The sequence below is a fragment of the Streptomyces asoensis genome (assembly GCF_013085465.1).
Lineage (GTDB): Bacteria > Actinomycetota > Actinomycetes > Streptomycetales > Streptomycetaceae > Streptomyces > Streptomyces cacaoi_A.
Window position 1 is genome coordinate 9,467,363 of record NZ_CP049838.1, and the last position, 26,945, is coordinate 9,494,307.

A 26,945-nucleotide genomic window follows, 5' to 3' on the forward strand; every position below is an offset into this window, starting at 1 on the left:
GCCCGGTACCGCACCCGGGCCCCCTCAGACCTCCGGAGCCGCCATGAACCCCCGCCCGACGGGCCCCGACAGACGCACCCTCCCCGACAGACGCACCCTCCTCGCCGCCGGTCTCACCGCCGCGGCCCTGGCCGGCCTGCCCGCCTTCACCGCCGCCGCCGCACCCCGGCGCCCCACCGACGCGCCGCCGCCCACCGAGGACTCCCGGCACCTGCTCTGGTGGCAGGCCCCCGCCGACGACCAGTCCATGATCGAACAGGGCCTGCCCGTCGGCAACGGCCGTCTCGGAGCACTCGCGAGCAACGACCCCGGCCGGGAACTCCTGCTGATCACCGACGCCACCCTGTGGACCGGCGGCCTCAACGACAAGCTGGACGCCGACGGCCAATTCCCGTACGGCCGCACCGACTTCGGCTCCTTCACCCTGCTCGCCCGGCTCGCCGTGGACATCCCCGACCACGACCTGTCCGCCGTCAACGGCTACCGCCGCACCCTCGACCTCTCCCAGGCCCTGCTCACGACGACGTACGTCCGCGCCGGGGTGACGTACCGGCGGCAGATCTTCGCCAGCCGCCCGGACGACGTGATCGTCCTGCACTTCACCCAGAGCGGCGGCGGCCGGTACACCGGGTCCGTGACCCTGGACGGCACACACGGCGAGACGGGTGGCGGAGCGGAGTCCTTCGGCGCTTCCTTCCCCGGCGGTCTGCGCTACGGCGCGGCCGTCACGGCGCACGGCACCGGCGGCCGGGTCCGGGTGAACGGCGCACGGATCGACTTCTCCGGCTGCACCGACCTCACGGTGGTCGTCAGCGGCGGCACCAACTACGCACCCGACGCCCGGGCGAAGTACCGCGACCCGTCCCTCGACCCCGAGAAACTGGCCCGTACGAAGGTCCGCGCGGCAGCCGCCCACCCGGCCGGCACGCTGCTGCGCACCCATGTCGCCGACTACCGCGCCCTCTACGGCCGGCTCGACCTCTCGCTCGGCACGTCGACCGCCGAACAGCGCTCCCTCGACACCTGGGAACGCCTCGCCGCGCGCGCCCGCGACAGGACCCCGGACCCCGAACTCGAAGCCGCCTACCTCCAGTTCGGCCGCTACCTGATGATCTCCGGATCCCGTGGCAGCCTTCCCCTCAACCTCCAGGGACTGTGGCTCGACGGCAACGACCCGGACTGGATGGGCGACTACCACACCGACATCAACCTCCAGATGAACTACTGGATGGCCGACCGTACGGGCCTGTCCCCGTGCTTCGACGCCCTCACCGACTACTGCCTCGCCCAACTGCCCTCCTGGACCGCCCTCACCCGGTCCCTGTTCAACGACCCGCGCAACCGCTACCGCAACTCCACCGGAAAGAACGCCGGTTGGACCGTCGCGATCTCCACCAACCCGCACGGCGGCATGGGCTGGTGGTGGCATCCCGCGGGCAACGCCTGGCTCGCCAACACCCTCTGGGAGCACTACGAGTTCACCGGCTCCCGCACCCACCTGAACAAGATCTACCCGCTGCTGAAGGGCGCCTGCGAGTTCTGGGAGGCACGGCTGCTGCCCACGACCCTGCCCGGCAGCGCGCGAGAGGTCCTCGTAGCCGACAGCGACTGGTCGCCCGAACACGGCCCGCTCGACGCCCAGGGCATCACCTACGCCCAGGAGCTGGTGTGGGAGCTGTTCGGCCACTACCAGGCCGCGGCAGGGGAACTGGGCAAGGACGCCGCCTACGCGGCCACCATCGCCGGCCTGCGCAAACGGCTGTACCTGCCGGAGGTGAGCCCGAAGACGGGGTGGCTGGAGGAGTGGATGTCACCCGACAACCTCGGCGAGACCACCCACCGGCACCTCTCCCCGCTCGTCGGCCTGTTCCCCGGCGACCGCATCCGCCCCGACGGCTCGACCCCGCAGGAGACCGTCGACGGCGCCACCGCCCTCCTCACCGCGCGCGGCATGAACAGCTTCGGCTGGGCGAATGCCTGGCGCGCCCTGTGCTGGGCCCGACTGAAGCACGCGGAGAAGGCGTACGAGCTGGTCACGACCAACCTCCGCCCGTCGACCGGCGGCGGCAACGGCACCGCCTTCAACCTGTTCGACATCTACGAGGTCGAACAGGGCCGGGGCATCTTCCAGATCGACGCCAACTTCGGCACCCCGGCGGCGATGACGGAGATGCTCCTGTACTCCCGCCCCGGGCATCTCGAACTCCTGCCCGCCCTGCCCGACGCCTGGGCCGCCTCCGGGTATGTCACCGGCCTGCCCGCGCGCGGCGGGTTCGTCGTCGACCTGCGGTGGCGCGACGGCACACCCACCTCGGTGCGGCTGCGCAGCGTCGGCGGCCGGACCACGACGGTGGCGCACGGCGGGACGTCCCGGACGGTGGACCTACGGCCGGGGAAGTCCGTCACGCTGAAGGGCTTCACCCGATGACGGCCCGCCGCACGCCGCTCCGCGTGCTCGTCGCCGTCCTCGCCGTCCTGCTCGCCGTCGTCCTGCCGCAGGCCTTCCCGGCGGTCGCCCGCGCGGCGGACACCGGGCACGATGTCGTCACCTGGGCGGCGTCCGCGGACCGGCTGGGGGAGGGCGTCGCCGACCGTGGCTACCGGCTCGTCGTCCGCACCAGCGTCGGCGGCGCCGACCTGCGGATCCGGCTCACGAACGCCTTCGGCGACCGGCCGGTGACCTTCGACAGCGTCTACGCGGGAGTCCAGCAGGAGGGCGCGACGCTGGTCCGGGGCAGCAACCGGCGGCTGAGTTTCGGCGGCGCGCACTTCGTCACGATCCCCGCCGGCGGCACCGCGTCGAGCGACGCGCTGCCCGGCAGGCTGTCGGCCGCCACCGACCTGGTGGTCAGCCTGCACTCGCCGGACGCGGGAGGCCCGGCGAGCGGTCACGGGATGGCCATGCAGACCTCGTACCTCGCCCAGGGCGACCACGCCGCGGAGGAGAGCGGCGACCCGTGGAGCGCGACGACCGGCTCCTGGTTCTACCTCGACTCCGTCTCGGTCCGGGCGAACGCGGCGACGGGCGCGGTGGTCGCGCTCGGCGACTCCATCACGGACGGCTGGCAGTCCACCGCCGACCTCGACCGCCGCTGGCCCGACTACCTCGCCCGCCGACTCCAGCGGGCGGACACCGAGGTCAAGGGCGTGGCCAACGGGGGGATCTCCGGCAACAAGGTCCTCGCGGACGGAGCCGGCCAGAGCGCGCTGAACCGGCTCCAGCGGGACGTGCTGTCGCAGCCGGGAGTACGCACCGTGTTCCTCTTCGAGGGCGTCAACGACATCAAGGCGCACACCGGGGTGACCGCCCAGGACATGATCGCCGGATACCGGGAGATCGTCCGCCGTGCGCACGCGGCCGGAAAATGTGTCGTCGGCGCCACCGTGGCCCCCTTCGAAGGCTGGTCGGAGTGGGACCCGGCCGCCGAGTCCGTACGCCAGGACGTCAACACGTTCATCCGGAGCAGCGGGGAGTTCGACGCCGTCACCGACTTCGACCGCATCCTGCGCAGCCCCTACGACCCCGAGCGGATCCTGCCCTTCTTCGACGGCGGCGACCATCTGCACCCCAACGACAAGGGGATGCAGGCGATGGCCGACGCGGTGGACCTCACGGCGCTCGACTGCACCTGACGACGGGCCGCGCGAGGGGGGAGGCTCACCCCTCGCGGGGCGCGGTCCGGTCGGAGGCCGGCCAGACGTACGGCAGATCGTCGGGCACGCCGGGGAACAGAGCCGCGTAGAACTCGGGATCCTTGCGCACGAGCGCGGATCGGTGACTGCGGTGGAACGCGGGATCGCCGAGCCACGGCGGCAGCTCCCCCGCCGCCGCGAGCCGCTCCTGCGTGCGGATGCCGGCCCGCTGCCCGGCGAAGCCGGTCACCAGCGAGGCGGCGCAGGTGTCCGCACGTCCGGTCGCCGTCCACACACCGCAGACCTCCAGGCCGTAGCGCACGAGTGCCTCCTCGTACCCGGTCCACATGCGCACCGCCGGGTGGTGGCGCCATCCGTAGCCGGTGACCGTCAGACCCCGCAGCACCTGGAGCGCCTCGACCCGCTGCTTGCCCAGCCGACGAGGGTCCAGGGCGGCGGCCGACGCGGTGAAGTCCGGGTACGGCAGAAAGGTCTGCACGGTCCGACCCCCATATGGCGGAAGCGTTTCCACAACGCGGCCCGGGCGGCACACCGATCGACGGGTGCCGCCCCGGCCGGACTGCTCAGGCCACGGTGAACCTGTCCCACACGCGGTGCCCGCCCAACAGCGGGACGAGCTGTTCCAGGGCGGCCGTACCGGTGTCACCGACCACCACGCCCGGCGCGCCGGTGGGTACCCCGGCCCCTTCGAGGACGGCTTCGCCGCCCGCCCAGGCGCCCACGGCCTTGCCGTGCCGGAAGGCCTCGGACACCAGCAGGGTGACGCGGGGATCGCCCGTCAGCTGCTGCGCGGCGGCGGGGAACGCCTTGGCGTCGCGCGCGCCGTACGCGTCGCTTCCGACCCCGGGCAGACCGGCCAGCAGCACCGCGTCGAACTCGACGGACCGCGCGGTGGCGTACGTGCGCTGCACGGTCACAGCGCCCTCGCCGGAGCCGAGGACGCCACCTGCCTGGGCGACGACCAGCGGGACCATGCCGCCCTCGACGACCGCCTCACGCACGGCCCGTACGCCGTCCAGGTCGCCGTCCGGGCCGACGACGATGCCGATGACGCGGCCGTCCGTCGGCCAGGTACGGCCGAGCTGCGACAGGGCCGGGCTGGGCTGGACGTCGGCCAGGGGCACCGTGGGCGCGGGCGCCGGCAGTCCGAGGCCCGTCGCCACCTCGCCGCACAGCTCCGGGTCGATGTTGGCCAGGACCAGCAGGGCCCGCTCCCGGATGGCCTGTTCGTAGCACTTGGCGAGCTCGAAGGTGTACGCGCCGATGATGTGCTCGCGCTCCAGCGGGGACATGCTGAGCCAGAACCGGCGGGGCTGACTGAAGTGGTCCGCGAACGACTCGGGCGCCTCGCGGACCCTGGTGCTCTCCGGCACCCGCACCGGAGCCTCGATGAACGCCCCGGTGTCCGCCCCCGCGAGGAACGGGCAGCCGCCGTCGAGCGAGTTGGGCCGGTAGGGGGCGACCCCCCGGTGCACGGCCGTCTGGTGGAGGCCGTCGCGCAGCATGTCGTTGACGGGCGCGTGCGGACGGTTGATGGGCAGCTGCGGGAAGTTGGGGCCGCCCAGGCGGGTGATCTGGGTGTCCAGATAGGAGAACAGCCGGCCCGCGAGCAGCGGGTCGTCGGTGATGTCGACGCCCGGCACGAGATGGCCGACGTGGAAGGCGACCTGCTCGGTCTCGGCGAAGAAGTTCGAGGGGTTGCGGTCGAGGGTCAGCAGCCCGACCGGCTGCACCGGCGCGAGCTCCTCGGGCACGAGGTTCGTCGGGTCCAGCAGGTCGATGCCCTCGAACATCTGGTCCGGGGTGTCGGGGAACGTCTGGATGCCCAGCTCCCACTGCGGGTACGCGCCCGCCTCGATGGCGTCCGCGAGGTCCCGCCGGTGGAAGTCGGGGTCGACGCCGTTGATGATCTGCGCCTCCTCCCAGACCAGCGAGTGCACACCCAGCTGGGGCTTCCAGTGGAACTTCACCAGCGTCGTCGCGCCTTCGGCGTTGACCAGGCGGAACGTATGGACGCCGAAGCCCTCCATCGTCCGGAACGAGCGCGGGATGCCCCGGTCGGACATGTTCCACAGCGTGTGGTGGGTGGCCTCGGTGTGCAGGGTGACGAAGTCCCAGAAGGTGTCGTGTGCGCTCTGCGCCTGCGGGATCTCCCGGTCCGGGTGCGGTTTGCCGGCGTGGATGATGTCGGGGAACTTGATCGCGTCCTGGATGAAGAAGACGGGCATGTTGTTCCCGACCAGGTCGAAGACGCCCTCGCTGGTGTAGAACTTCGTCGCGAATCCCCGGGTGTCCCGTACGGTGTCGGACGACCCCCGCGACCCCAGCACCGTGGAGAAGCGCACGAACACCGGCGTCTCCTCGTCCTCGGCGAGGAACGCCGCCTTGGTCACGGTGGCCGCCGTGCCGTAGCTCTGGAACGTGCCGTGCGCCGCGGCGCCCCGGGCGTGGACCACGCGCTCCGGGATGCGCTCGTGGTCGAAGTGCATGACCTTCTCGCGCAGATGGTGGTCCTGGAGCAGCACGGGCCCCCGGGGCCCCGCCTTGAGCGAGTGGTCGGTGTCGTGGAGCCGGGTGCCCTGGGCGGTCGTGAGATAGCTGCCGGACTGCGCCGTACGGGCCTGATCGGCGCCCGTCGGCTGCCCGGTCGGTGACACGGTGTCGGGGCCGCTCTGATCCGGCTTGGGCGGCAGCGGGTCGCGCGGCTCCGTCGGCTCCGCGACGGACGGCGACTCGGGCGCCGGCTTGCCGGGGATCCCCTCCTCCGGCGCCCCGCCGTCGCCCCGGAGGCTGTCGGTGATCTTCTGGGCCGCCCGCTTGAGGGGGTTGGTCTCGCTCATGAAATGACAGTCCTCCGATACATACCCGAAAATGTACAAAAAGGGCATTTGGTGTGCCACGCTCTCACGGCCCGCAGGGCCGCGCACCAGGTGCGCTCGCGTTTGAGGTGATCACCGGCACGGAACCCGGTTGACGCGAGCGACGCATTTCAAGGAGGCGCGGAACCGATGGATCGTGAAGAGGTCGAGGCCCGGTTGCTCGACGGGCTGACGGTGGACGACCGCAGACCGGAACAGCCGGTGCTGCTCGACGGCGCACGTCAGCCGATCACCACGTGGCGGGAGAACTACCCCTACGACCGCAAGGTGAGCCGCAGGGAGTACGAGCGCACCAAGCGCGTCCTCCAGATCGAGATGCTCAAGCTCCAGCGCTGGGTCAATGACACCGGCGCCCGTCTGGTCGTGATCTGCGAGGGGCGGGACGCGGCGGGCAAGGGCGGCACCATCCAGCGATTCACCGAACGCCTCAATCCCCGCGGCGCGAAGATCGTGGCCCTGGGCAAGCCCACGGAACAGGAGCAGGGCCAGTGGTACTTCCAGCGTTACGTCGACCATCTCCCCGGGCCGGGTGAGATCGTCTTCTTCGACCGCTCCTGGTACAACCGGGCGGGCGTCGAACGGGTCATGGGCTTCTGCACGCAACAGGCATACGAACTGTTCCTCAAGCAGTGCCCGCTCTTCGAGGAGATGCTCGTCGAGGACGGCGTCATCCTGGTGAAGTTCTGGTTCTCCGTCTCCAGGACCGAGCAGCGGACGCGGTTCGCGATCCGCCAGGTCGACCCGGTACGCCAGTGGAAGCTCTCACCCACCGACCTCGACTCCCTCGACCGCTGGGACGAGTACACCACCGCCAAGGTCGAGATGTTCCGTGTCACCGACACCGCGCACGCCCCCTGGACGGTCGTCAAGAGCAACGACAAACGTCGGGGCCGCCTCGAAGCCATGCGCAGTCTGCTGTCCCGCGTCGACTACGCGGCCAAGGACGCCGAAGCGGTCGGCAGCCCGGACCCCCTGGTCGTAGGTGCCGCCGCCACCCTCCTGGAGCCGGGCGAAGAGGACACCGTCCTGTCGCCGACTCCGCTGACCAACCGGACCGAGGGCCCCGGCCGGCATCCCGGCGGCACGGCCTCCTGAAGCGCGGTGCGGGTCCGTCCGCACGGGATGCCCGCACGGCGCTGCCGGCGAGGCCCTGGCCGGGGTCGGTCAGACGCGGCGCCGGCGCCGTCTCACGCAAGCGGCGCCGGCCAGCAGGCCCGCCGCCGTCAGGGAGGCGCCGATGCCGATGTCCCAGCCGGACGGTCCCGCGGTCATGGCGCCGCCGACGCCGCCGCGCACACCGAGGCTGGGCAGCGCCGCGGGGCTGATCGTCACCGGCGCGGAGCTGGTCGGGACCGGCGCCGGAATGCTCGTGGCGGGAACGAGGGTGGGCGGCGACTGGCGAGGGAGGACCTCGCAGGCGATGCCGTCGTCCGGTCCCTGGTCCTCGTCGAGGCGGTTGGGGTCGCTGGTGTCCCGGTCGAACTCCGCCTGGGCGTCCTCCTGGTAGGTGAAGTCGCGGCAGTCGATGTCCTGGGCGTGGGCCACTCCGGACAGCGGAGCGAAGGTCATGATCGTCGCGGCTATTCCCGCGACGACGGTGCGATGGGGCATGGGTGTCTCCTCCCGGCCGGGGGCCGTCGCTTCGACGCTAGGCAACGACCGACGCCGTCGCGCGAGGCGAGCGGCCATCCGGGTGGAGCCGCCCCGATCCTCCGGGCCGCCGGCGGTGGTGTGACCGGCGCCGACGCGGCAAGACGTCCTCCGACCGCCGCTACCCGCTACCGCCCGGCGAAGCCGCGAGCAGCCGGGTGAAGCCGGGTGAAGCCGAGAGAAACGGAGTGCACTGTGAGGGATCTGCTGGGAGGGTTCCGCAGTTTCATACTGCGCGGGAACGTGGTCGACCTGGCCGTGGGCATCGTGATCGGCGCGGCCTTCACCGCACTCGTCAACGGCTTCGTGAAAGCGTTCCTGACCCCCGTCGTGGGCTTCGCGACCGGTGCGACGGGCGACTACAGCCGCAGGACCTTCGCCGTCGGCGGGGCGGTCTTCCCGTACGGAAGTTTCGTGAACGCCGTCATCAGTTTTCTGCTGATCGCCTGCGTCCTGTACTTCCTCGTCGTTCTGCCGATCAACAAGCTGCACGAACGTTTCGCCCCGCACCAGGACGTCCAGGCGGACAAGCGGGACTGTCCCGAGTGCCTCAACCCCGTCCCCGCCCAGGCGCGCCGCTGCGGGTTCTGCACCAGCGACCTCGTGCCCCTTCCCGACACGGCCGGCGCGGGGGAGACACGGGCGCAGGCCTGACGGGCCCGTTCCGGGATGTCTCTCCCGCCGGTCACCGGGTACCCGGTGCGGCACCGAGAGGAAGGGGTGAAGGCTATGGCTGAAGCAGGACGGTACGGCACGGACGGTGAGCGCGGCGCGCGGACCGCCGACGGCGGTGAGTCGGTCGGCGACCTGGTGCAACGCGCTTCGCAGCAGCTGACCGAACTGGTGCGCGGCGAGATGCAGCTCGCACGGGCGGAGATGGTCGAGAAGGGCAAGCGCTACGGCAAGGGCGGTGGACTGTTCGGCGGGGCCGGACTCTTCGGCTTCCTCACCCTCCAGGCGCTGGTCGCCACCGCGATCGCCGCGATCGCGGTGCCGCTCCCGGTCTGGGCCGCGGCCCTGATCGTCACGGCCGTGCTGGCGGTGATCACCGCCGTGCTGGCCCTGACCGGCAAGAAGCAGGTCGGCGCGGCCGCCCCACCGGTGCCCGAGCGGACCGTCGACAGCGTGAAAGCCGATGTGTCGGAGATCAAGGAGAGTGCACGACGATGACCCAGCCACCCCATGACGAGCCCACCGCCGCCGACCCCGAAGAACTGCGCCGACAGGTCGAGCAGACCCGCCACGAACTCGGCGAGACGGTCGAGGCACTGGCCGCGAAGACGGACGTCAAGGCCCGCGCACAGGAGAAGGCGACCGCGTTGAAGGAACAGGCCGGCATCACGGCGGCGCATCTGTCCGAGCAGGCCAGGACGAAGGCGGCCGAGGCGGCCCACCTGTTGGAGGAGAAGGTCCCGGCCCCGGTCAAGGACACGGCCGGCGCGGCCGTCGTCCAGGTCAGGGCCAAGGCCGGGCAGGCCGAGCAGATGTGGCAGGACAAGGCGCCCCGACAGGTGCGCGATCATCGCGCCGCCCTCATCGGCGCCGCCGTGGCGGTGACCGTCGCCTACCTGCTGCTGCGCCGCGGCAAGAAGTAGCCGCCGGCGGGACAGGGCGCCGTCGGCACACCGGGCGGGCGGCGCCCGCCGCCGAACTGCGGATCATGCCCCCAGGTGTGAGACTGCGGCCAAAGCGATCGGTCCCTCCGGTCCACCTGGTCCGTCCGGCAGCGATCAGCCGACCAGGCGGTGACGACGCGACGGCCGAGGATCCGCACACACCGGAGTCATGATGGTGCTCGCCGTGCTCTTCGCCGTCCTCGGCGCCGTCAGCAACGCGGTGGGCACGGCGTTCCAGCGCAAGGCCGCCTCCACGGTGGAACAGGGCGGCGGAGTACGGCTGCTGCTCGCCCTCGCGCGGCGGCCCGCCTGGTCGATCGGCATCGCGGGCGTGGTGGGCGCCGCGGTGTTCCAGGCCCTGGCCCTCATCAACGGTCCCATGGCGCTGGTCCAGCCCCTGTTCATCCTTGAGCTCCCCTTCGCGCTGCTGTTGGCGGTGCCGCTCATGCATCGCCGGCTGTCGGCCGAAGGCTGGTGGGCGGTCGGGGGAGTGGTGGCCGGACTCGCCGTGCTCCTGGCGTCGGCAGCCCCCTCCGGCAGCCGGGAGCAGGCTTCCATGGCGCGCTGGATCCCGGTCCTGGCGCTCACCCTGGGAGCGATGACCGTGGCGTTCCTCCTCGCGCGCTCCACCTCCTCGCCGTTGTTCCGAGCCGCGGCGCTGGCCTCGGCCGCGGCGGTCGGCAACGCCCTGACCGCCGCCCTGCTGAAGTCGGCCACGGGAACCCTCGCCGACGCGGGCCTGCCGGCGTTCCTCACCGCCTGGCAGACCTACGGATTCGCGCTCACCGGGGTCCTTGCCCTCCTGCTGCTGGAGAACGCCCTGCAAGCCGGCCCCCTGGCCGCTTCACAGCCCGCGCTGACCATCGGTGACGCGGCGGTGAGCCTTCTGCTGGGTGTGGCGCTGTTCGACGAGAGCATCCGTACGGGCTGGTGGCTGCTGCCCGAGGCGATCGGTGCGCTCCTCATCCTCTGGGCCGTTGTGCGGCTCACCCGGGTGGTGCCCCACCTCGTCGACGTCGTGCGCTGAGACCGGCTCGATCGGGTTCCACCGATCGCGCATCCGGACGGCACGGACGGTGCCGCCGCCCGTGCCGTGCTGTGCTGGTCCGGACAGATCGGGAATCCCTGGGCGCGAAGGAAGTGGCGAAGATGGGTGACCTCCAGGGTCCGGACCACGAGCACCGGCGTCCCCCGGGCGTCGGCGACGAGACGGTGGAAGCGCTCGGCTCACTGTCCAAAGCGCTGGAGACGATCGAACGGGCCCGTGGGCACCTCTACTCGTTCCACCAGCTCACCGGCACCGCGGACCTGGAACTGGACCGCACGGTCGCACTGCTGCGCGGGGCGGGCCACGAGAGCTGGGCCGACCGCGTCGAGACGGAGATCCTCGGGCGCAACGTCATCCCGGGACACTGGACGTTCCAGATCGTCGAAGCCTACGACGCGACGTACTACCAGGTGTTCAGACAACTGGAGCACGAGGCGGTGCAACAGCTCGCCGAAGGGCGTGACCACCTCTACGAGGCGGAGATGAAGGAAGCCCGCCGCACCCGTGACCACCCCGATCACACGGCCCTGCCCGACACCCCCGGCAGCCCCGACCCGACCGGCTCCTTCGACTGACGGCGTGGGCACGATCTCGGGCGAGGGCCGGTCCCGGGAAGGTGGGTCACAGGCGTAGGACGATCAGGGCCGTGTCGTCGGTGGTGCCGGTGGTGGGGAGGAGGTCGGCGAGGAGGGCGTCGGCCAGGGGTTCGGGGGCTGACAGTCTGTGGTGGGTGAGGGAGGCGGCGAGCCGGGCCAGGCCCGTGTAGATGTCCTCGTCGCGCCGCTCGATCAGACCGTCGGTGTACAGGACGAGGGTGGCGCCCTCGCTGAAGCCGGTGCGGGCCTGGGGGCGGGGCAGATGTTCCGGGCGGGCGGCGAGCGGGGGATCGGTGGCCTGGTCGAGGAAGGTGACGGTCCCGTCGTGGTGCACGAGGGCGGGCGGCGGGTGGCCGGCACAGCTGTACGTGATGGTGTGGCTGTCCCAGTCGATGAAGGTCGTCACGACGCTGGTCGCCTCGGCGCCGTCGACGAAGCGGGCGTAAAGGCCGAGGGCCTCCAGGGCCTGGGCCGGGCCGTCCGCCACGCGGCAGGCGGCGCTCAGGGCGCTGCGCAGCTGCCCCATGGTGCAGGCCGCCGCGAGGCCGTGCCCGACGACGTCGCCGACGGCGACCGCGAGGTTGTCGCCGGGCAGGTCGACCAGGTCGTACCAGTCGCCGCACACGTTCAGCGCGCCGACCGCGGGCCGGTAGCGCACGGCGGCGGCGTGCGGCCCGGTCGGGCCGGGCGCGGGCAGCATCGCCGCCTGGAGGGCGAGAGCGACCTCCCGCTCATGGGCGTGCGCCTGGCGGAGCCGTTCGTTGACCTCTTGCAGCTCGCGGGCCCGGGTGTACAGCTCGGCCTCCAGCACCCGGGCTCGGGCCCCGCCGTTGGGGCCGCCGCGGGCGTGGATGAGCTCGGTGACCTCCTCCACCCGGTGCACGACCAGTGCCACCTGCCCGTCGGGGCCGTGGACGGGCGCGTTCACGGGGCTCCAGTAGTGCTCGCGCCACACGCCGGACCGCTGGGGGTCCTCGATGTCGTAACGCAGCAGTGCCATCGTGTCGCGCTCGCCGGTGGCGACCACCCGCAGCATCGACTCCCGGGTCTCCCGCATGCCGGCCGCGGCCGGGTCGTTCGGATTCTCCGGGAAGACGTCGAAGATGTATCGGCCGAGCAGCTGCTCGCGGGTGCGCCCGGCCAGCCGCAGGAAGTCGTCGTTGGCGTCGGCGTAGATCAGGTCGGGGGTGAGGAGGGCCACCATGCCGGGCAGGGCTCGGAAGACCGCCACATAGTCGATCAGTGGTTTCCGCATGTCCTGCCGCCTGTCTCGGTGCCGAGCGTCACTGTGCCGTTCCACGATAGAAGGGAGATCGCGACGGGGCCCGGAAACCGCGTCTCTCGGACCCGACGCGTTCCCCGATCGCGGACAGCCCAATCGGCCCCGGCCGAGGGCTGGCGGCATCCTCCTCACCTGCGACGAAAGCCGCACGAAAGTGTGGTCGGAGCGGAGGTCTCACCTTCCTCCACGGGGGCTCCCCGGCCGCGGGGCTCTCCGGCCGCGGGCGGCTTCCCGGTGCGCAGGTAGGCGGTGGGGCCCTCCCCGGGCCGGTCCCAGAAGGCGCAGGGGGTGATGTCGTCGGTGAAGGGCCACGGCAGCGTCCAGACCGCGATCCGCTGCGGTGACGTGCCCGCCCCGCGGGCCGACCCGTCGTCGCCCCCTTCACCAGATGGTCCAGCACGGACGGCCGCGAGGCGGGCCACCGCGGTGCGGAGGTCGCTCATGCCGTCGCCGCGCCCGTCACGGTCGTACTCACCGCGCAAGCCCGTGAGCAGCCGCGTCAGTCCGGTGCGGGCGGCGGCTGTTCGCCCGGTCCGACGCCGGCGTTGCGGACGGCCAGCAGCGCCGCGCCGATGTCGGCGACCGCGCGCGGGTCGGAGAGGGAACGGCCCGTCAACTCCTCGATACGGCGTAGCCGGTAACGGACGGTGTTGGGGTGGACGAAGAGGCCCTGAGCCGCTTCGGTGGCCGAGCCGGCGGCGCCGAACCAGTGTTCCAGGGTCTCCAACAGGCGAGCACGTTCCGCGACCGGGAGGTCGACCAGGGGTTGGAGGACCACTCCCACGAGATGCGCCGCCTCCGCCGGAGCGGCGGCCACCACCATGGCGAGCGGGTTGTCGTCGAACCGCGCGACGCCGGGACCGGTGCCCCGCAGCCCGGCCAGGGCCAGGCGAGCGAAGCGCAGCGCCTGTGGAGTGTCCCGCAGGGAGGGGAAGCACGGGCTGACGCCCACGCGGGCCTGGGCGCGACGCAGGACGCGCAGGACCGCGCTCTCCGCCGCCGGCGTGGGCAGCGCGATCACACCGATCTGATGGTCGGGCAACAGCCGCCAGGCCGAGGCGAGTTGGGCCTGACGCAACACGGCTTCGATGCCCGCCAGAGGCTCCTGGCCGGGCGCGCCGGCCGCCGCCGCGGCCACCGCGTAGGGGCCGTGCTCGGGCAGGCCCAGCTCACGGGCGGCCTCCCACAGCGTGGTCCGGTCGGCGAGGACGCCGGTGAACAGCGCCTCCACCAGTGCCGAGCGCCGGGCGTGGCCCTGCGAGGTCAACTCGGCGGAGGTCTCCCGGTAGGCCGCCGCCACCGCCTCCGCGTACAGGCCGAACAGCGCCCAGATCTCCGCGGACTGGGACACCAACTGGTCGTCGGAGACCTCGGGATGCGTCCGTGACTCCAGAAGGATCTCCGTCCACAGCAGTTCGAAGCCGACCCGGTAGGCGTGCAGGGTGTCCGCCAGCGGCACGCCCTGTTCGGCGCGCACCCGGCCGGTCTCGCGGGCCGGGCTCGGGTCCGGGGCATCCGCGTGACCGAGGTGGCTCAGGACCAGGTCCGCGTTGGCCGTGCAGGAGCGGCGCAGCGAGTCGAAGGGGATCAGCGACTCCTCGTCGTAGGCGTCGACGTCCGAGCGGATACGCTGCGCGATCCGCTCACCCAGTTCCGGAAGTCTGGAATGAAGCGCCGCGGCCACGCCCGAGATGTCCATTCCCGCAGCTTAACGCCATCGTTTTGTTCTCCGGAACAATCGGGGAGGGGCGGCGCTGTCCTGCCGCCCATAGTCCGCCGCCCAGTGTGGCAGCACGATGTCGCGGAGGTGAACAGCGGATTTCAACGGTGACGTTCGTGGAGGCGGGTCATGGCCAATCTGGCGCAGTTCCTGGTGGAGACGGCACAGCGGCAACCGGGACGCCCCGCGCTGCGCCTGGGCGAGCAGGTCACCAGCTACGCGGAACTGGACGAGCGCAGTGCCCGCGCCGCCGAGCTGCTCCGGGCCGAGGGTGTGCGGCCGGGGGACCGTGTCGCCCTGATGCTGCCCAACGTGCCCGAGTTCGTCGTCCTGTACTACGGCGTGCTCCGCGCCGGGGGGATCGTCGTGCCGATGAACCCGCTGCTGAAGACGCGGGAGACCGAATACCACCTCGCCGACTCCGGGGCGGTGCTGCTGTTCGAATGGCACCAGGCGCCAGGGGAGGGCGCCCAGGGCGCGGCCGCCGCCGGAGTGCGGCACCTGGCCGTCGAACCCGCCGCCTTCGCCGCACTGCTGGCCGGGCACGAGCCGCTGTCCGGGGTGGCCGAGACCGGCGTCGACGACGTGGCCGTGCTCCTGTACACCTCCGGCACCACCGGCCGCCCCAAGGGCGCCACGCTCACGCATGGCGGGCTGCGGCACAACACCGAGGTCAACACGGTCCACGTCCAGCGCATGACACCTCAGGACGTGGTGGTGGGCTGTCTGCCCCTGTTCCACATCTTCGGTCAGATCTGCACGATGAGCGTGTCCGTCCGCGCCGGCGCCTCCCTGACGCTGATCCCCCGCTTCGAACCGCAGACCGTGCTGGACGCCATCGCCCGTGACCGGGCCACGGTCTTCGAGGGCGTTCCCACGATGTACGCGGCGCTGCTTCAGCACCCGTCGCAGGCGGACGTGTCGACGCTGCGGATGTGCATATCCGGCGGGGCCTCGCTGCCGGTGGAGGTCCTGCACGGCTTCGAGCGTCGCTTCGGCTGTGCGGTGCTGGAGGGCTTCGGCATGTCCGAGACCAGCCCGGTGGTCACCTTCAACCACCCCGACCGGCCGCGCAAGGCCGGCTCCATCGGCACCCCGATCCGTGACGTGCAGGTGCGGCTGCTCGACGACAAGGGCCAGGACGTCGCCCCGGGTGAGGTGGGCGAACTGGTCGTGCGCGGCCCGAACGTGATGAAGGGCTACTGGAACCGCCCCGAGGAGACCGAGGCGGCCATCCCGGACGGCTGGCTGCGCTCCGGCGACCTCGCGCGGCAGGACGAGGACGGCTACCTGTACATCGTGGACCGCAAGAAGGACATGATCATCCGCGGCGGCTACAACGTCTACCCGCGCGAGATGGAGGAGGTCCTGCACGAGCACCCGGCCGTCGCCCTGGCCGCCGTGGTGGGAGTGCCGCACACCCACCTGGGCGAGGAGATCGCGGCCGCCGTCGTCCTGCGCCCGGGTGCCCATGCCACCCCGGACGAGCTGCGGGAGTTCGTCAGGAGCCGAGTGGCGGCATACAAGTACCCGCGCGAGGTGTGGCTCGTGGACACCCTGCCGACCGGCCCCAGCGGCAAGATCCTCAAGCGGGAGATCACCGCGCCCGTCGGACCGGGCCGAGGCTGACCGAGGTCGAGGTCGAGGCCGAGGAGAAGTCGCCGGGGAGGGTGACTACGCGGCCTGCATGGCGGATTCGGAAGGTGCCGCGACGAGCTGTGAGCGACTGGTCCGGCTGGTGGCACGACCGGCCGAACCGTTGGACGCCGCCGGGGACTGGACCGCCGTGGAGGAAGGATCGGTAGTCGGCTGCCCGCCGACCACCGACGGCTCGTGGAGACCTACGGCCGGGGGAGTTCTGCGGCTTCCTCCACCTCCGCACGCCGTTCGGCACGAGCAGGCACAACGGCATCGAACGGCGGAGCGTCGACCTCACGACATCTCCCGCACGGGAGCGTGACCGCCACCCGCATCCACCGCATCCACCGCATCCAACCCCGGGCGCCCGCCCCCCGAGGCGCTGCTGATCTGGGGCACCACCCTGGACGCCGACCGGCTGTGCCGGCTCACCGGTGGGGACCCCGAGGAGTGGCCGGTCGTGGTGTGGAGCAGCGAGGGCCGCGCATTCCATCCGACCACTGATGAAGCGCGCCGATCGGGGTACCTGGGCCCACATGGCACAGAAAACTGATCACCTCGAATCCGTGCGTGCCGTGCGGCAGCTGCGGCGCATCCGCCCTGTCTACGCGGGCGGTGCGGCCTTGTGGGCCGCATCGGCTGTCTGGACGGGATGGGACGATCCCGGGAGTCGGCAGATGTGGGTGTCGGTGCTCTTCCTGGTGGTCTTCGCCGGTCTGCTGTCCGTGACTTCGCTGTGGCTGTGGCGTCAGCAGACGGCCGGCGAGGGCAGGTCCGTGCACCACGCCGCCCCACGAAGGACGGCCACGCGTCGCCACGCCAACGCCTGAGGGCGGAGGGCTGCGGGCTGAAGTCTCGGCCCCTCCGCTTGTCCCGGCGTCCGCCGTGGCAGGGCCCGATAAACCCTTGGCCCGCCACGGTCCCGGCGTCCTACAGTGGAGGTCGCCGGGTGGAGCAGGTAGGCAGCTCGCTGGGCTCATAACCCAGAGGTCGCGGGTTCAAATCCCGCCTCGGCCACGAAGACCGGGCCCGCCGCGTGTGCGGCGGGCCCGGTCCTGCGTTGTGGCGTGATGCCGACGGGTCTCGGCGGCCCGAACCGTCCGGGCGCGGTTCTTACGGGACTCTGACGTGAGCCTCGGACACCTTCAGCACTGCTGTCACTTCGGCAACTCTGGTCACGCAAGCCCCCGGACTCGAGGAGCCGCACGTGAGCAGGCACAACAAACGCAGGTCGACGCTTCAGAAGAGGATGACCGTCCTCGGCGGTGGCACGGTGGCTGTCGCTGCCGTCGTGGCGACGGTCGACGTCGCCTCCGCAGGCCAGGTTTCACCGACCGCCACCGCGCCGAAGGCCGACCACGCCGTCTTCGTTCAGGGCAACGGGCTCGCGGGCAACATCATCCATGTCTTCCGCCGAGGCGACGACGGCAAGCTGACCGCGGCGGGGGAGTACGCGACCGGAGGCAGGGGCGGGGACCAGGTCGACGCGCCCACCGACTCCCTTGCCTCGCAGGGGAGTCTCGTCTACGACCGGCGTTCCGGCCGGCTGCTGGCAGTCAACGCGGGCAGCGGCACGCTGACATCCTTCGCGGTGCACGGCCAGAAGCTGACGGATCGACAGACCGTTTCCGCGCGAGGACAGTTCCCCGCGGGCATCGCGGTCTCGGGCGACCTGGCGTACGTGCTGAACGCGGGTGGCGCCGGAAGCGTCCAGGGATACAGGATCACCTCGAAGGGGCTGAAGCCGCTGAGCGGATCGAACCGCAGCCTGGGGCTCAAGAACGGGAGTGTGCCATTGTTCAGCAGCTCGCCGGGCCAGGTCGCGTTCACGCCGGACGGCCGGAACCTGGTGGTCACGACCAAGTCGGCGAACACCATAGAGGTCTTCCCGGTGGGCCGCGACGGCCGCCCGGCGGCGAAACCCGTGGTGACCAGGTCCGCGGGCATGGTGCCGTTCGCCGTCACCTTCGACAAAGCCGGCCGCATGCTGGTCGCCGAGGCCGCCAAGTCGACCGTCACCACCTACCGGGTGCGACAGAACGGTGCGTTGGACATCGCGCAGAAGCCACTGCCCAACGGGCAGGACACGTTGTGCTGGCTGGAGCGGGCGGGCGACTTCTTCTACGGCGGCAACACCGGCAACTCGACGGTCACCGGCTACCGGATGGACCCGCACGGCCGGCTCGCGCTGACCAACGAGGCCGGCATCGCCACCGCTCCGTCGGGCACATCCCAGGGTGTCATCGACATCGCCGTGGCCGAGGACAGGTTCGTCTACGTCCAGAACGCCACCTCGGGCACCGTGGACGGCTTCAGCGTCGGCCGCAACGGCGCTCTCACCAAGGTCACGACGGTCACAGGTCTGCCCGCCTTCGCCGAATCCGGCATGGAGGGCATCGCCGCGGTGTAACGAAGCTGCCTCCGCGGCAGAACGCCCCGGGCCCGCGCACCGCGTGCCCGGGGCGTCTCTCCAAGACGCGTGCCCGGCTCGCCCGGGTGTCTCCGCTCCCCGCCGTGCCCGCCTCGCGGAGCATTGCCGATTGCCGGGCGAGGTGTTCGGTGGTCCTATGGGGTCGCGGTGCCGTCACGACATGACGGGCGGTACGGCGCGGCCTTCGCGCGCGTGCGACTCGACCGATGGGGAGTGCTCATGTCAGGACAGTTCGAAGCGACGGTGGAGGTCGATCGGGCTGTCGAGGAGGTGTTCGCCTACCTCGCCGACGGACGCAACGATCCGCAGTTCAGCCCCCGTGTGCTCAAGATCGAACGGATTCCCGAGGCCCCGACCACGGTGGGCACCGTCTTCCGGAGCACGGTCAAGGACGCCGGGATGAAGACCGCCAGGGAGTTCCGCATCACCGCTCTCGAAGCCCCGGTGAAGATCCGCTGGGCCGAGGTCTCGAAGAACACCGTGACGGTGCGTGAAGGCGGTTACGACCTGGAGCCGCTGCCCGGCGGCGGAACCCGGGTCCGTATCTTCAACGTCCTCGAAGGCCACGGGCTGGGCAAGCTCCTCGTCGGCCTGGCGCTCGCCGCCGCCCGCAAGGACGCCCCCGGCTTCGGCGCGCGCATCAAGGCGGCGGCCGAGGCGGCGATCGCGCCGCGTCGATGAACTGACCGCGTCGCCGGCGCTTACCCGTCCGGGAAAACGCCGGTCAGCGGGCAATACGGTGTTTCCTGCCGCCACGGCGGAAGCGAACCGCGACGTAACAGAGATCGGCGAGGAGAACGACAGCGCCGATGATCAGCAGGTAGAACAATCCGTGGACCGCGAATCCGATGATGCCCAGGACGAGGGCCACGAGGATCAGAAACAGAAACAGGTTCATCGGCTCTCCCGGCGGCCTCGACGTGTCAGCGGCGGGCGAGGCGTCGCTCGCCGCCGACGCCCGGTGCGTAGTCCAGTTCGTAGTGCGTGAAGACCTTCGATTCCTCCGAGGCATGCAGTTCGCCGTCGAGGTCGATCGACGGGGCCTTCTTCACCGCGTTCTTGTCGTGGGCGACCTTCAGATAGCCCGGACCGACCGTCGCCCCGAGGAGCGGCACGAACACCAGACGGCGACGGGTGGGAAGACCGACCGTCACCGTGGCGAAGCAAGGCATGTCGGTCCCGGTGTCCACATAGACCGACTCCAGGACGCCGATCTTGTGCCCCTGCGGGTCCACCACGTCATGACCGCGCCATTCACGGATATCGCTTGCCTCGAACATGAGCTACCTCCGCAGATGCGGGTACCCGTGTTCGCGTCCCCGATGTCATGCGCACACGCCTGCACACGCCACGGCCGCACCTGCGGATGCGTGAACGAGCCGGCGGCGCGAACCTGCGAGTGCTGACTCCTACAGCGGGGTTTCCAACGTCACCGACTTGGCCGCGAAGCCGTTGCGCTCATAGAAGCGGAGGGCGTCGGTGTTGCTCGAATACGCCGTCACCTCCACGAACCTCGCTTCCTTCCGCTTCGCCCAGGCCGTGAACTCGCGGATCAGGCGCCCACCGATCTGTTCCCGGCGGTGCGCGGGCTGTACGTACATGCTCACCAGCGTGGCGATTCTGACCGGCTTCATCGCAGAGGCCTCGGTCAGCACACCCGTGAGATGGCCGACGACCTCGCCGTCTCGATCGGCGACGAGCAGCAGCCGGTCAGGGTCGTCGATGCCGTTGGCGAAACGCTGCGGTCCGTGTTCGCGCGGCCAGTCGATGTCGATGCTCGGATCACGGGTTCCCGCGTCCTCGGCGAACAGGGCACGACTGCACGCCACAAGACCCTCTACATCCGCGTGCTCCGCGGTGCGGACAACCACCCCATGCAGTTGATCACTCATGGGGCGCGACACTATCGCCCACCACTGACACCGCCGCCCGGCATCCCGAACGGTCGCAAGCGGTGCGCTCACCGACGATCCGGTCCGTGCTCCCACGTCTTCGGGCCGCCGCCTCGCCACTCGATCAGCGCGGACGACTCGACGTAGGCCTCGTCGGCATCCTCCAACCCGGTCTCCCGGAGGAACTCGGCGACGTCCAGCAGGCCGTACGCCATCCCCAGGAAGTGGTCACCGGCACGCACCCGTCGCCCGCCGTCCGCGGCGGGCGGATAGATCACGACGGGGTGCGCAAGGTCCATGCCCACAGCGTGCGCCCTGCGCCGAGCGAGCGCATGCGGACCAATGGCAGAGCGGGCGAGCCCGATGCGGACGCCGTCCCTGTCCGCGCACCGCGCGTGCTCTACGCCGAACGGGTGAATCGCGAGTCGCGCGAATTCGGGCACCGCATGGCCGGGGCTGCCCTGGGGAGAAATCCGGCATGTGATGCCGTACCCGGCGACAGAGGGAGCCCGCGGGTGAGCGCAGTCGTCTTCACAGCTGATTTCTCCTCTGACCGTCAGTGGGTGGCGGGCCGTTCCTGGGCCTATCCCGACGGCGGCCCCACCAACCCCGGCGACAACAAACTGGACCACCTCACGGCCGACCCCTCGTACTCCCGCACCGGCACGTTCCGCGCCACGCGCAGAGCCGACGGACTGTGGGACGCGGGCCTGTTGACGACAGAAGAGAGTGCCGAGGGCTTCATGGTCCGTACCGGAGACCGCCTCGACACCCGGGTGCGCCTGCCCACCGGCTCGGGTTCCTGGCCGGCGATCTGGACCTGGCGGGACGGGGGCAACGAGGTGGACGTGTTCGAGTACCACCCGGACAACCCCGACCTGCTGGAGTTGAGCAACCACGTGCGGGAGGGACACAGTTACGTGCGCGACGAAGCCGTCCGCCCCGGTGGCGTCATCGATGTGAGCGTGACGTTCGGCAGGCGCAGCGTGGTCTGGTCGCTGAACGGGGAGCGGGTCTTCGCCGACGGACGGGGTGTCGGGTCCTCCTGGCACGCCTACCTCATCGTCAACCTCTCGGTGTGCGCGGGCCGTTACCACCCGCCTCCCGACGATGCCACCACCGAGTTGTCGTACGAGGTGGAGAGCCTGGTGGTGCGCCGTGCGGTGCACCGGGACTCCGGCTCCTGACGGCGGACGGTAATCCGGGTGCCGTGGGGTAGAGGGACGTCGATCGGCCCCTCACCGTGGTGGCCGGATGTCTCCCGTCGAGAAGGAGCCGAGCATGACCGACGAGGCCTACCTGTTTCTGCTGGACGACGCCGCCGTGGCGCTCGGGGTGGCTCCGGCCGCCGTCGGTGACCTCGCCTGCATGGAGACCACGGCGGTACGCGCGTGGCTGGACGCTCAGGGAAGCACGGCGACGTCCCCCCGTCTGCGACTCGTGCCGCCGGAGGAGAGGACGGCCGTTCCCGAGGGAGCGGAACGGCTGCCGGTCCCACTGAACGAGGAGGAACTGAGCCGTGTGCGCCATCACATGGCGCCGGCGACGCATGCCCGGGTCGAGGAGGAACTGCTCGCCTACCGCGACTGCGCCGACGGCAGGGACGATCTGATCGGTCGGGCGCTGGCCGTCGGCGTGCCGCCGCACCGCATCGTGGAACTGACCGGTGTGGATCCCGCGACCGTGACCGCAGCGGCAGGGCGATGAACACGGCGGAGGCAACCCAGGCCGACGCGAGTCCCCGACACGCGCGGCGCGTCGAGCGACCCAGTTTATAGGTAGACTGACCTACCTAAAACCTGGGAGGGAACGGAATGAGTGACACCCCCGCCGCCGCGCCGAGACCCGGCAAGGGACCCGGGAAGGGACCCGGCAAGGCGCGCACGCGACTGCTGGCCGCCGCCGCGCGCCGCTTCTACGCGGACGGCGTGTCGGCGACGGGGATCGACACGATCACCGCCGAGGCGGGCGTGGCGAAGATGAGCCTGTACAACAACTTCTCCTCGAAGGCCGACCTGGTGATGGCCTACCTCGATGCGCGGCACGAGGAGTGGCTGGGCCTGTACCGGCGGCGGCTCGAGGAAGCCCGGGACGGTCGCGGCGGCGTACTGGCCGTCTTCGACGCGTACGCCGATCACGCCGCCTTCGCCTACGAGCACGGCTTTCGGGGGTGCGGGCTGCTGAACGCGGCCGCCGAACTGCCCGCCGGGCACGAGGGCCGTGACGTGGTGCGCCGGCACAAGGAGGAAGTCGAGTCCCTGCTCTGCGGGCATCTCGGGGAAGTGCTGCCCGACCGGCCCGAGGAGGCCGACGCGCTGGCGGAGCAGCTGTCGTTCCTGCTGGAGGGCGCGATGGCGCGGGCCGGCCTGGAGGGCGCGGGTACGCGGCTGGAGCATGCGCGGACCATGGCGGCGAACCTGCTGGACCGGCTGTGACGCGGCCCACCGGACCTGTGAGCGGCTCGGTGGGCGTGGGCTCGCTGTGCGTGCTCGTGGCGTCGGTGCTGTGGGGCACCACGGGCACCGCCGCGACCTTCGCCCCAGCCGTGGGACCCCTCGCGATCGGGGCCGCCGCCATGGGCCTGGGCGGACTCCTCCAAGCCCTCGTCGCCGCCCCGCGTATCGCACGGGAGATGTCCGCGCTGCGCGCGCAGCGCGGGGTGGTCGTGCTCGGCGCGCTGGCGGTGGGGGCCTACCCGCTGGCGTTCTACACCGCCATGCACCTGGCCGGGGTCGCCGCCGGCACCGTGGTGTCGATCGGCTCGGCCCCCCTCGCGTCGGCGGTGATCGAACGCGTGGTGGACAAACGCCGTCTGACGCGCCGTTGGATGACCGGCGCCGCTCTGGGCCTGTCCGGCACCGTTCTGCTGTGCCTGGCCGAAGCGGCCCAGGCGCATTCCGGTCCCGGGGCCCATTCGGTGCGGACGACCGTGCTCGGCGTGGGGCTGGGGCTGGTGGCCGGCTTCACCTACGCCCTGTACTCCTGGGCGGCCCATCGCCTGATCAGCGGCGGAGTCAGCTCCGGCGCGGCCATGGGTGCCGTCTTCGGGCTGGGCGGCCTGCTGCTTCTGCCCGTGCTGCTGGCCACCGGCGCCCCGCTGTTCGGCTCCTGGTCCAACGCGGCCGTCGGCACCTATATGGCCCTGGTCCCCATGTTCACCGGGTACGTCCTGTTCGGCTGGGGCCTCGCACACGTCCCGGCGAGCACCGCGACCACGCTCTCGCTGCTGGAACCCGCCGTCGCCGCCGTGCTCGCCGTACTGGTCGTCGGGGAACGCCTGCCCCCGCTCGGCTGGACCGGCATCGCCCTGGTCGTCGGCTGTCTCGCCGTACTCACCACACCGACCCGTACCGCCCCACCGACCCGTACCTCACCACGGGCCCTTGTATCCGAGGCCGAGCCGGGGGAGAGGGCCGAGTCGCCGGAGAAGGCGACGCCGGCGCGTCACCCGGCGGAGTGGTGAGGCGTAGGGGTAGGGGTGTTCGGGGCCAGCAGCCCCTCCGTGCGCAAGTCGTCCCAGAGGGCCGGCGGGACGGGGCGCCGCAGCTGCTCCACCGTGTCGAGCACCTCCTGCGCGGAGCGCGCGCCGGTGAGGACGCTCGCCACCGCCCGGTGGCCGAGCGGGAAGTGCAGGGCTGCGGCGCGCAGAGGCACCCCGTGCCGCTCCGTGACCGCCTTCAGCCGCAGCGCCCGGGCCACTACGACATCCGGCGCCGGCGCGTAGTCGTACGTGGCTCCGGGCTTCGGATCGCTGAGCAGCCCCGAGTTGAGGACGCCGCCGATGACGACGCTCTTGCCGCGGGCGGCCGCCTCGGACAGTGGTCCGGCGAGCCCCTCCTGTTCCAGGAGGGTGTAGCGGCCGGCCAGCAGGACGACGTCGATGTCGGTCTCGCGCAGGAAGCGGGCGGGGAGCCCGCACCGGTTCATGCCGATGCCGATCGCCCGCACGACACCTTCGTCCCGCAGGCGCTCCAGTGCCGGATAGGCCTCGTCGAGCGCCTGCTCGGCGTGGTCGTCGGGGTCGTGCAGCAGGGCGATGTCCACCCGATCCAGGCCCAGGCGGTTCAGGCTGGCGTCCAGGGAGCGCAGGACTCCGTCGGCGCTGAAGTCCCACACCCGGCGGTGCGTGGCCGGGACGGCGAAGCCGTTGGCCAGGTCGTCGCCGTCGGCGTCGTCGGGCACGAGCAGCCGTCCCACCTTGGTGGAGACGGTGTACGCGGCACGGGGCCTTCCGCGCAGCGCCGCGCCGAGCCGTCGCTCGGACAGTCCGAGTCCGTAGTGGGGTGCCGTGTCGAAGGTGCGGATGCCTGCCTCCCAGGCGGCCTCCACGGCGGCGACGGCGGCGTCCTCGCTGATCGGGCGGTAGAGGTTGCCGATGCCCGCGGCGCCGAACGCCAGTTGGGTGACCTGGACCCCGGTGCCACCGAGCCGCCCGGTTCTCATGACCCGGCGGCCGGGCGGAGCCGGAGTCCCTGCATACCTCCGTCGACGGCCAGAGCGGTGCCGGTCACGCTGGCGGCGGCGGGACTCGCGAGATGGACGATGGCGGCGGCGACCTCGTCCGCGGTGACCAGACGGCCCATCGGCTGCCGGGCGTGGAGAGCCGCGCGTTCGGCCTCGGGATCGTCGGCGGCATCCAGCAGCCGGGCCACCCAGGGGGTGTCGGCGGTGCCGGGGTTGACGCAGTTGACGCGGATGCCCTCGCGGACGTGGTCGGCGGCCATCGCCAGGGTCAGCGACAGCACGGCGCCCTTGCCGGCGGAGTACAGGGCGCGTTGCGGCAGGCCCGCCGTGGCGGCGATCGAGCAGGTGTTGACCACGGCGGCGTGGGACGAGCGCCGCAGATACGGCAGGGCCGCACGGGTCGTGCGCACCATGCCGATCACATTGACGTCGAGGACGTGGTGCCACTGCTCGTCGGAGTTGTCCTCGACGGTTCCGGCGGCGCCGATACCCGCGTTGTTGACGAGGATGTCCAGGCCGCCGAACCGCCCGGCAGCTTCCTCGATCGCGGCCCGCACCGAGGCGTCGTCCGTGACGTCGGCCTTGAGCGCGAGCAACGGCTGTGGCACCCCGGCGGGCTCCCGGTCGAGTACGGCGACCGCGGCGCCCTGCTCGGCCAGCAGCCTGGCCGTGGCCAGTCCGATGCCGGACGCGCCGCCGGTCACGACGGCCGTGAGACCTGAAAGGCCGGTCATGAGGTCTTGTCCCCTTCGGCGAGGTCGGCGGCCCAGAAGGTGCCGTCGGGGTAGCGGTACTCGGTGAGGGACCCGGGGTGCATCGCGGCGGAGAAGCCGGGGGAGAGTGGCGCGGTGTAGTGGCCGTCGCGGATCACCACCGGTGCGAGGAAGTGTTCGTGGAGGTGGTCGACGTACTCGATGACCCGGTTCTCGGTGGTGCCGGACACGGCCAGGTAGTCGAACATCGACAGGTGCTGCACCAGCTCGCACAGCCCCACACCGCCGGCGTGCGGGCACACCGGCACGCCGAACTTCGCGGCCAGCAGCAGGATCGCCAGGTTCTCGTTGACGCCGCCGACGCGAGCGGCGTCGATCTGGAGGACGTCGATGGCGCCGGCCTGGAGCAGTTGCTTGAAGACGATGCGGTTCTGGACGTGTTCGCCGGTGGCGACCTTCACGGGCGAGACGCCCTCGCGCACGGCCGCGTGGCCGAGGATGTCGTCCGGACTCGTGGGCTCCTCGATCCAGTACGGGTCGAACTCCCCGAGGGCCCGGACCCACTCGATCCCCTCGCCGACGTTCCAGCGCTGGTTGGCGTCGATGGCGATGCGAATGCCGTCACCGACGGCGGCGCGGGCGGTGCGCAGCCGCCGGATGTCGTCCGCCAGGTCGGCTCCGACCTTGAGCTTGATCTGGGTGAAGCCGTCGGCGACCGCTTCCTTGGCGAGCCGGGTGAGCTTCTCGTCGGAGTAGCCGAGCCAGCCCGGCGAGGTGGTGTACCCGGGATAGCCCCGCTCCAGCAGGACCGCCTCGCGCTCGGCGAGCCCGGCTCGCCCGTCCCGCAGCAGGGTCAGGGCGTCCTCGGGGGTGAGGGCGTCGGCGATGTAGCGGAAGTCGACCTGGGAGACCAGCCACTCGGGGTCGGCGTGGGCGAGCAGACGCCACAGTGGCTGCCCGGCCCGCTTGGCGGTGAGGTCCCACACCGCGTTCACCACCGCCCCGATCGCCATATGCATGACCCCCTTCTCGGGGCCGAGCCAGCGCAACTGGCTGTCGCCGATCAGATCGCGGTTGAGCGATCCCGGATCGGCGCACAGCTCCTCGACGGAACGTCCCAGGAGATGAGGGCGCAGGGCGCCGATCGCCGCGACCTGGACGTCGTTGCCGCGCCCGATCGTGAACGTGAAGCCGTGGCCCTCGAGCCCGTCCCCGGCGTCGGTGCGCAGCACCACATAGGCGGCGGAGTAGTCGGGGTCCGGGTTCATCGCGTCGGAGCCGTCCAGTTCCCGGGAGGTGGGGAAGCGGATGTCGTGTGTGTCGACCGAGATGATCCGGGCGGGAGTCGCAGACAAGGGGGTG

The 26,945-nt window shown here is 71.4% G+C and carries 29 protein-coding genes and 1 tRNA gene; 17 read left to right on the forward strand and 13 right to left on the reverse strand.

The window, feature by feature from the left end:
- Window positions 1-43: 43 nt before the first annotated feature.
- Together G9272_RS41905 and G9272_RS41910 are read left to right on the forward strand one after the other, a co-directional pair.
- Window positions 44-2,428, forward strand: coding sequence for a glycosyl hydrolase family 95 catalytic domain-containing protein (locus G9272_RS41905; protein WP_171401424.1), 2,385 nt, complete (start codon window positions 44-46; stop codon window positions 2,426-2,428).
- Complete coding sequence (locus tag G9272_RS41910; protein ID WP_171401425.1) at window positions 2,425-3,633, forward strand: SGNH/GDSL hydrolase family protein; 1,209 nt, start codon at window positions 2,425-2,427, stop codon at window positions 3,631-3,633. The genes G9272_RS41905 and G9272_RS41910 overlap by 4 nt, the downstream gene beginning before the upstream one ends.
- Window positions 3,634-3,658: 25 nt before the next feature.
- Here the strand turns inward: G9272_RS41910 and G9272_RS41915 are convergent, their stop codons facing one another.
- Together G9272_RS41915 and G9272_RS41920 are read right to left on the reverse strand one after the other, a co-directional pair.
- Window positions 3,659-4,132: an MSMEG_6728 family protein gene (locus tag G9272_RS41915; RefSeq protein WP_171401426.1), complete on the reverse strand. Its 474-nt coding sequence runs from the start codon at window positions 4,130-4,132 to the stop codon at window positions 3,659-3,661.
- Between the two features lie 85 nt (window positions 4,133-4,217).
- Window positions 4,218-6,494, reverse strand: coding sequence for a catalase (locus G9272_RS41920; protein WP_171401427.1), 2,277 nt, complete (start codon window positions 6,492-6,494; stop codon window positions 4,218-4,220).
- A gap of 168 nt (window positions 6,495-6,662) precedes the next feature.
- On the opposite strand from G9272_RS41920, the gene ppk2 reads away from it, so the two are divergent.
- Entirely contained in the window at window positions 6,663-7,628 is a 966-nt protein-coding gene (gene ppk2 / locus G9272_RS41925; RefSeq protein WP_171401428.1) for a polyphosphate kinase 2, read from the forward strand.
- Between the two features lie 69 nt (window positions 7,629-7,697).
- On the opposite strand, the gene G9272_RS41930 is transcribed toward ppk2, so the two are convergent.
- Complete coding sequence (locus tag G9272_RS41930; protein ID WP_171401429.1) at window positions 7,698-8,144, reverse strand: excalibur calcium-binding protein; 447 nt, start codon at window positions 8,142-8,144, stop codon at window positions 7,698-7,700.
- Between the two features lie 243 nt (window positions 8,145-8,387).
- Between G9272_RS41930 and mscL the strand changes: the two genes are divergently transcribed.
- The 5 genes from mscL to G9272_RS41955 all read left to right on the forward strand — a co-directional run bounded on the left by mscL (window position 8,388) and on the right by G9272_RS41955 (window position 11,422).
- On the forward strand, window positions 8,388-8,837 hold the full coding sequence (gene mscL / locus G9272_RS41935; protein ID WP_171402406.1) for a large conductance mechanosensitive channel protein MscL: 450 nt from the start codon (window positions 8,388-8,390) through the stop codon (window positions 8,835-8,837).
- Window positions 8,838-8,912: 75 nt separating this feature from the next.
- Complete coding sequence (locus G9272_RS41940; protein ID WP_171401430.1) at window positions 8,913-9,353, forward strand: phage holin family protein; 441 nt, start codon at window positions 8,913-8,915, stop codon at window positions 9,351-9,353.
- Window positions 9,350-9,778 (forward strand): DUF3618 domain-containing protein, encoded by a 429-nt coding sequence (locus tag G9272_RS41945; protein ID WP_171401431.1) that lies wholly within the window; start codon window positions 9,350-9,352, stop codon window positions 9,776-9,778. The genes G9272_RS41940 and G9272_RS41945 overlap by 4 nt, the downstream gene beginning before the upstream one ends.
- 190 nt (window positions 9,779-9,968) lie before the next feature.
- Window positions 9,969-10,826, forward strand: coding sequence for a DMT family transporter (locus tag G9272_RS41950; protein ID WP_171401432.1), 858 nt, complete (start codon window positions 9,969-9,971; stop codon window positions 10,824-10,826).
- 122 nt (window positions 10,827-10,948) lie between these two features.
- The gene (locus G9272_RS41955; protein WP_171401433.1) at window positions 10,949-11,422 is read left to right on the forward strand and encodes a hypothetical protein; all 474 of its coding nucleotides are present in this window, start codon (window positions 10,949-10,951) and stop codon (window positions 11,420-11,422) included.
- Window positions 11,423-11,468: 46 nt separating this feature from the next.
- Here G9272_RS41955 and G9272_RS41960 read toward each other — a convergent pair whose 3' ends face one another.
- From G9272_RS41960 to G9272_RS41970, 3 genes are all read right to left on the reverse strand, one after another.
- Window positions 11,469-12,698, reverse strand: a complete 1,230-nt coding sequence (locus G9272_RS41960) for a PP2C family protein-serine/threonine phosphatase (protein ID WP_171401434.1) — start codon at window positions 12,696-12,698, stop codon at window positions 11,469-11,471.
- A gap of 155 nt (window positions 12,699-12,853) precedes the next feature.
- A complete protein-coding gene (locus G9272_RS41965) occupies window positions 12,854-13,168 on the reverse strand; it encodes a hypothetical protein (protein WP_171401435.1) in 315 nt (104 codons plus the stop codon).
- 56 nt (window positions 13,169-13,224) lie between these two features.
- Window positions 13,225-14,424 (reverse strand): PucR family transcriptional regulator, encoded by a 1,200-nt coding sequence (locus G9272_RS41970; protein WP_437184348.1) that lies wholly within the window; start codon window positions 14,422-14,424, stop codon window positions 13,225-13,227.
- A gap of 150 nt (window positions 14,425-14,574) precedes the next feature.
- Between G9272_RS41970 and G9272_RS41975 the strand changes: the two genes are divergently transcribed.
- The 5 genes from G9272_RS41975 (at window position 14,575) to G9272_RS41995 (ending at window position 19,195) form a co-directional block, all read left to right on the forward strand.
- Window positions 14,575-16,074, forward strand: coding sequence for a long-chain-fatty-acid--CoA ligase (locus G9272_RS41975; RefSeq protein WP_171401436.1), 1,500 nt, complete (start codon window positions 14,575-14,577; stop codon window positions 16,072-16,074).
- A 545-nt stretch (window positions 16,075-16,619) separates the two neighbouring features.
- Window positions 16,620-16,913 carry a hypothetical protein gene (locus tag G9272_RS41980; protein WP_171401437.1) on the forward strand — a complete coding sequence of 98 codons (294 nt, stop codon included), beginning with the start codon at window positions 16,620-16,622 and terminating at the stop codon, window positions 16,911-16,913.
- 113 nt (window positions 16,914-17,026) lie between these two features.
- A tRNA-Met gene (locus G9272_RS41985) sits at window positions 17,027-17,100 on the forward strand.
- Between the two features lie 190 nt (window positions 17,101-17,290).
- The gene (locus G9272_RS41990; protein WP_253268104.1) at window positions 17,291-18,493 is read left to right on the forward strand and encodes a lactonase family protein; all 1,203 of its coding nucleotides are present in this window, start codon (window positions 17,291-17,293) and stop codon (window positions 18,491-18,493) included.
- 240 nt (window positions 18,494-18,733) lie between these two features.
- On the forward strand, window positions 18,734-19,195 hold the full coding sequence (locus tag G9272_RS41995) for an SRPBCC family protein (RefSeq protein WP_171401438.1): 462 nt from the start codon (window positions 18,734-18,736) through the stop codon (window positions 19,193-19,195).
- Window positions 19,196-19,238: 43 nt separating this feature from the next.
- Here G9272_RS41995 and G9272_RS42000 read toward each other — a convergent pair whose 3' ends face one another.
- The 4 genes from G9272_RS42000 to G9272_RS42015 form a co-directional block, all read right to left on the reverse strand.
- Window positions 19,239-19,412 (reverse strand): hypothetical protein, encoded by a 174-nt coding sequence (locus G9272_RS42000; protein WP_171401439.1) that lies wholly within the window; start codon window positions 19,410-19,412, stop codon window positions 19,239-19,241.
- 25 nt (window positions 19,413-19,437) lie between these two features.
- Window positions 19,438-19,794, reverse strand: coding sequence for a PRC-barrel domain-containing protein (locus tag G9272_RS42005; protein WP_171401440.1), 357 nt, complete (start codon window positions 19,792-19,794; stop codon window positions 19,438-19,440).
- 129 nt (window positions 19,795-19,923) lie between these two features.
- Complete coding sequence (locus tag G9272_RS42010) at window positions 19,924-20,418, reverse strand: GNAT family N-acetyltransferase (protein ID WP_253268105.1); 495 nt, start codon at window positions 20,416-20,418, stop codon at window positions 19,924-19,926.
- 56 nt (window positions 20,419-20,474) lie between these two features.
- The gene (locus G9272_RS42015) at window positions 20,475-20,705 is read right to left on the reverse strand and encodes a hypothetical protein (RefSeq protein WP_171401441.1); all 231 of its coding nucleotides are present in this window, start codon (window positions 20,703-20,705) and stop codon (window positions 20,475-20,477) included.
- 216 nt (window positions 20,706-20,921) lie between these two features.
- Between G9272_RS42015 and G9272_RS42020 the strand changes: the two genes are divergently transcribed.
- The 4 genes from G9272_RS42020 to G9272_RS42035 all read left to right on the forward strand — a co-directional run bounded on the left by G9272_RS42020 (window position 20,922) and on the right by G9272_RS42035 (window position 23,869).
- Window positions 20,922-21,593, forward strand: coding sequence for a beta-glucanase (locus G9272_RS42020; RefSeq protein ID WP_171401442.1), 672 nt, complete (start codon window positions 20,922-20,924; stop codon window positions 21,591-21,593).
- A gap of 94 nt (window positions 21,594-21,687) precedes the next feature.
- A complete protein-coding gene (locus G9272_RS42025) occupies window positions 21,688-22,113 on the forward strand; it encodes a DUF6003 family protein (protein WP_171401443.1) in 426 nt (141 codons plus the stop codon).
- 107 nt (window positions 22,114-22,220) lie between these two features.
- Window positions 22,221-22,841 carry a TetR/AcrR family transcriptional regulator gene (locus G9272_RS42030; protein WP_171401444.1) on the forward strand — a complete coding sequence of 207 codons (621 nt, stop codon included), beginning with the start codon at window positions 22,221-22,223 and terminating at the stop codon, window positions 22,839-22,841.
- Window positions 22,838-23,869, forward strand: coding sequence for a DMT family transporter (locus tag G9272_RS42035; RefSeq protein WP_437184349.1), 1,032 nt, complete (start codon window positions 22,838-22,840; stop codon window positions 23,867-23,869). Before G9272_RS42030 ends, G9272_RS42035 begins: the two co-directional genes overlap by 4 nt.
- On the opposite strand, the gene G9272_RS42040 is transcribed toward G9272_RS42035, so the two are convergent.
- The 3 genes from G9272_RS42040 to G9272_RS42050 are packed head-to-tail and all read right to left on the reverse strand — an operon-like array spanning window position 23,851 to window position 26,938.
- Window positions 23,851-24,849, reverse strand: coding sequence for an aldo/keto reductase (locus G9272_RS42040; protein ID WP_171401445.1), 999 nt, complete (start codon window positions 24,847-24,849; stop codon window positions 23,851-23,853). The genes G9272_RS42035 and G9272_RS42040 overlap by 19 nt on opposite strands.
- Window positions 24,846-25,604 (reverse strand): SDR family NAD(P)-dependent oxidoreductase, encoded by a 759-nt coding sequence (locus G9272_RS42045; protein WP_171401446.1) that lies wholly within the window; start codon window positions 25,602-25,604, stop codon window positions 24,846-24,848. The genes G9272_RS42040 and G9272_RS42045 overlap by 4 nt, the downstream gene beginning before the upstream one ends.
- Complete coding sequence (locus G9272_RS42050) at window positions 25,601-26,938, reverse strand: L-fuconate dehydratase (protein ID WP_171401447.1); 1,338 nt, start codon at window positions 26,936-26,938, stop codon at window positions 25,601-25,603. Before G9272_RS42050 ends, G9272_RS42045 begins: the two co-directional genes overlap by 4 nt.
- Window positions 26,939-26,945 lie beyond the last annotated feature (7 nt).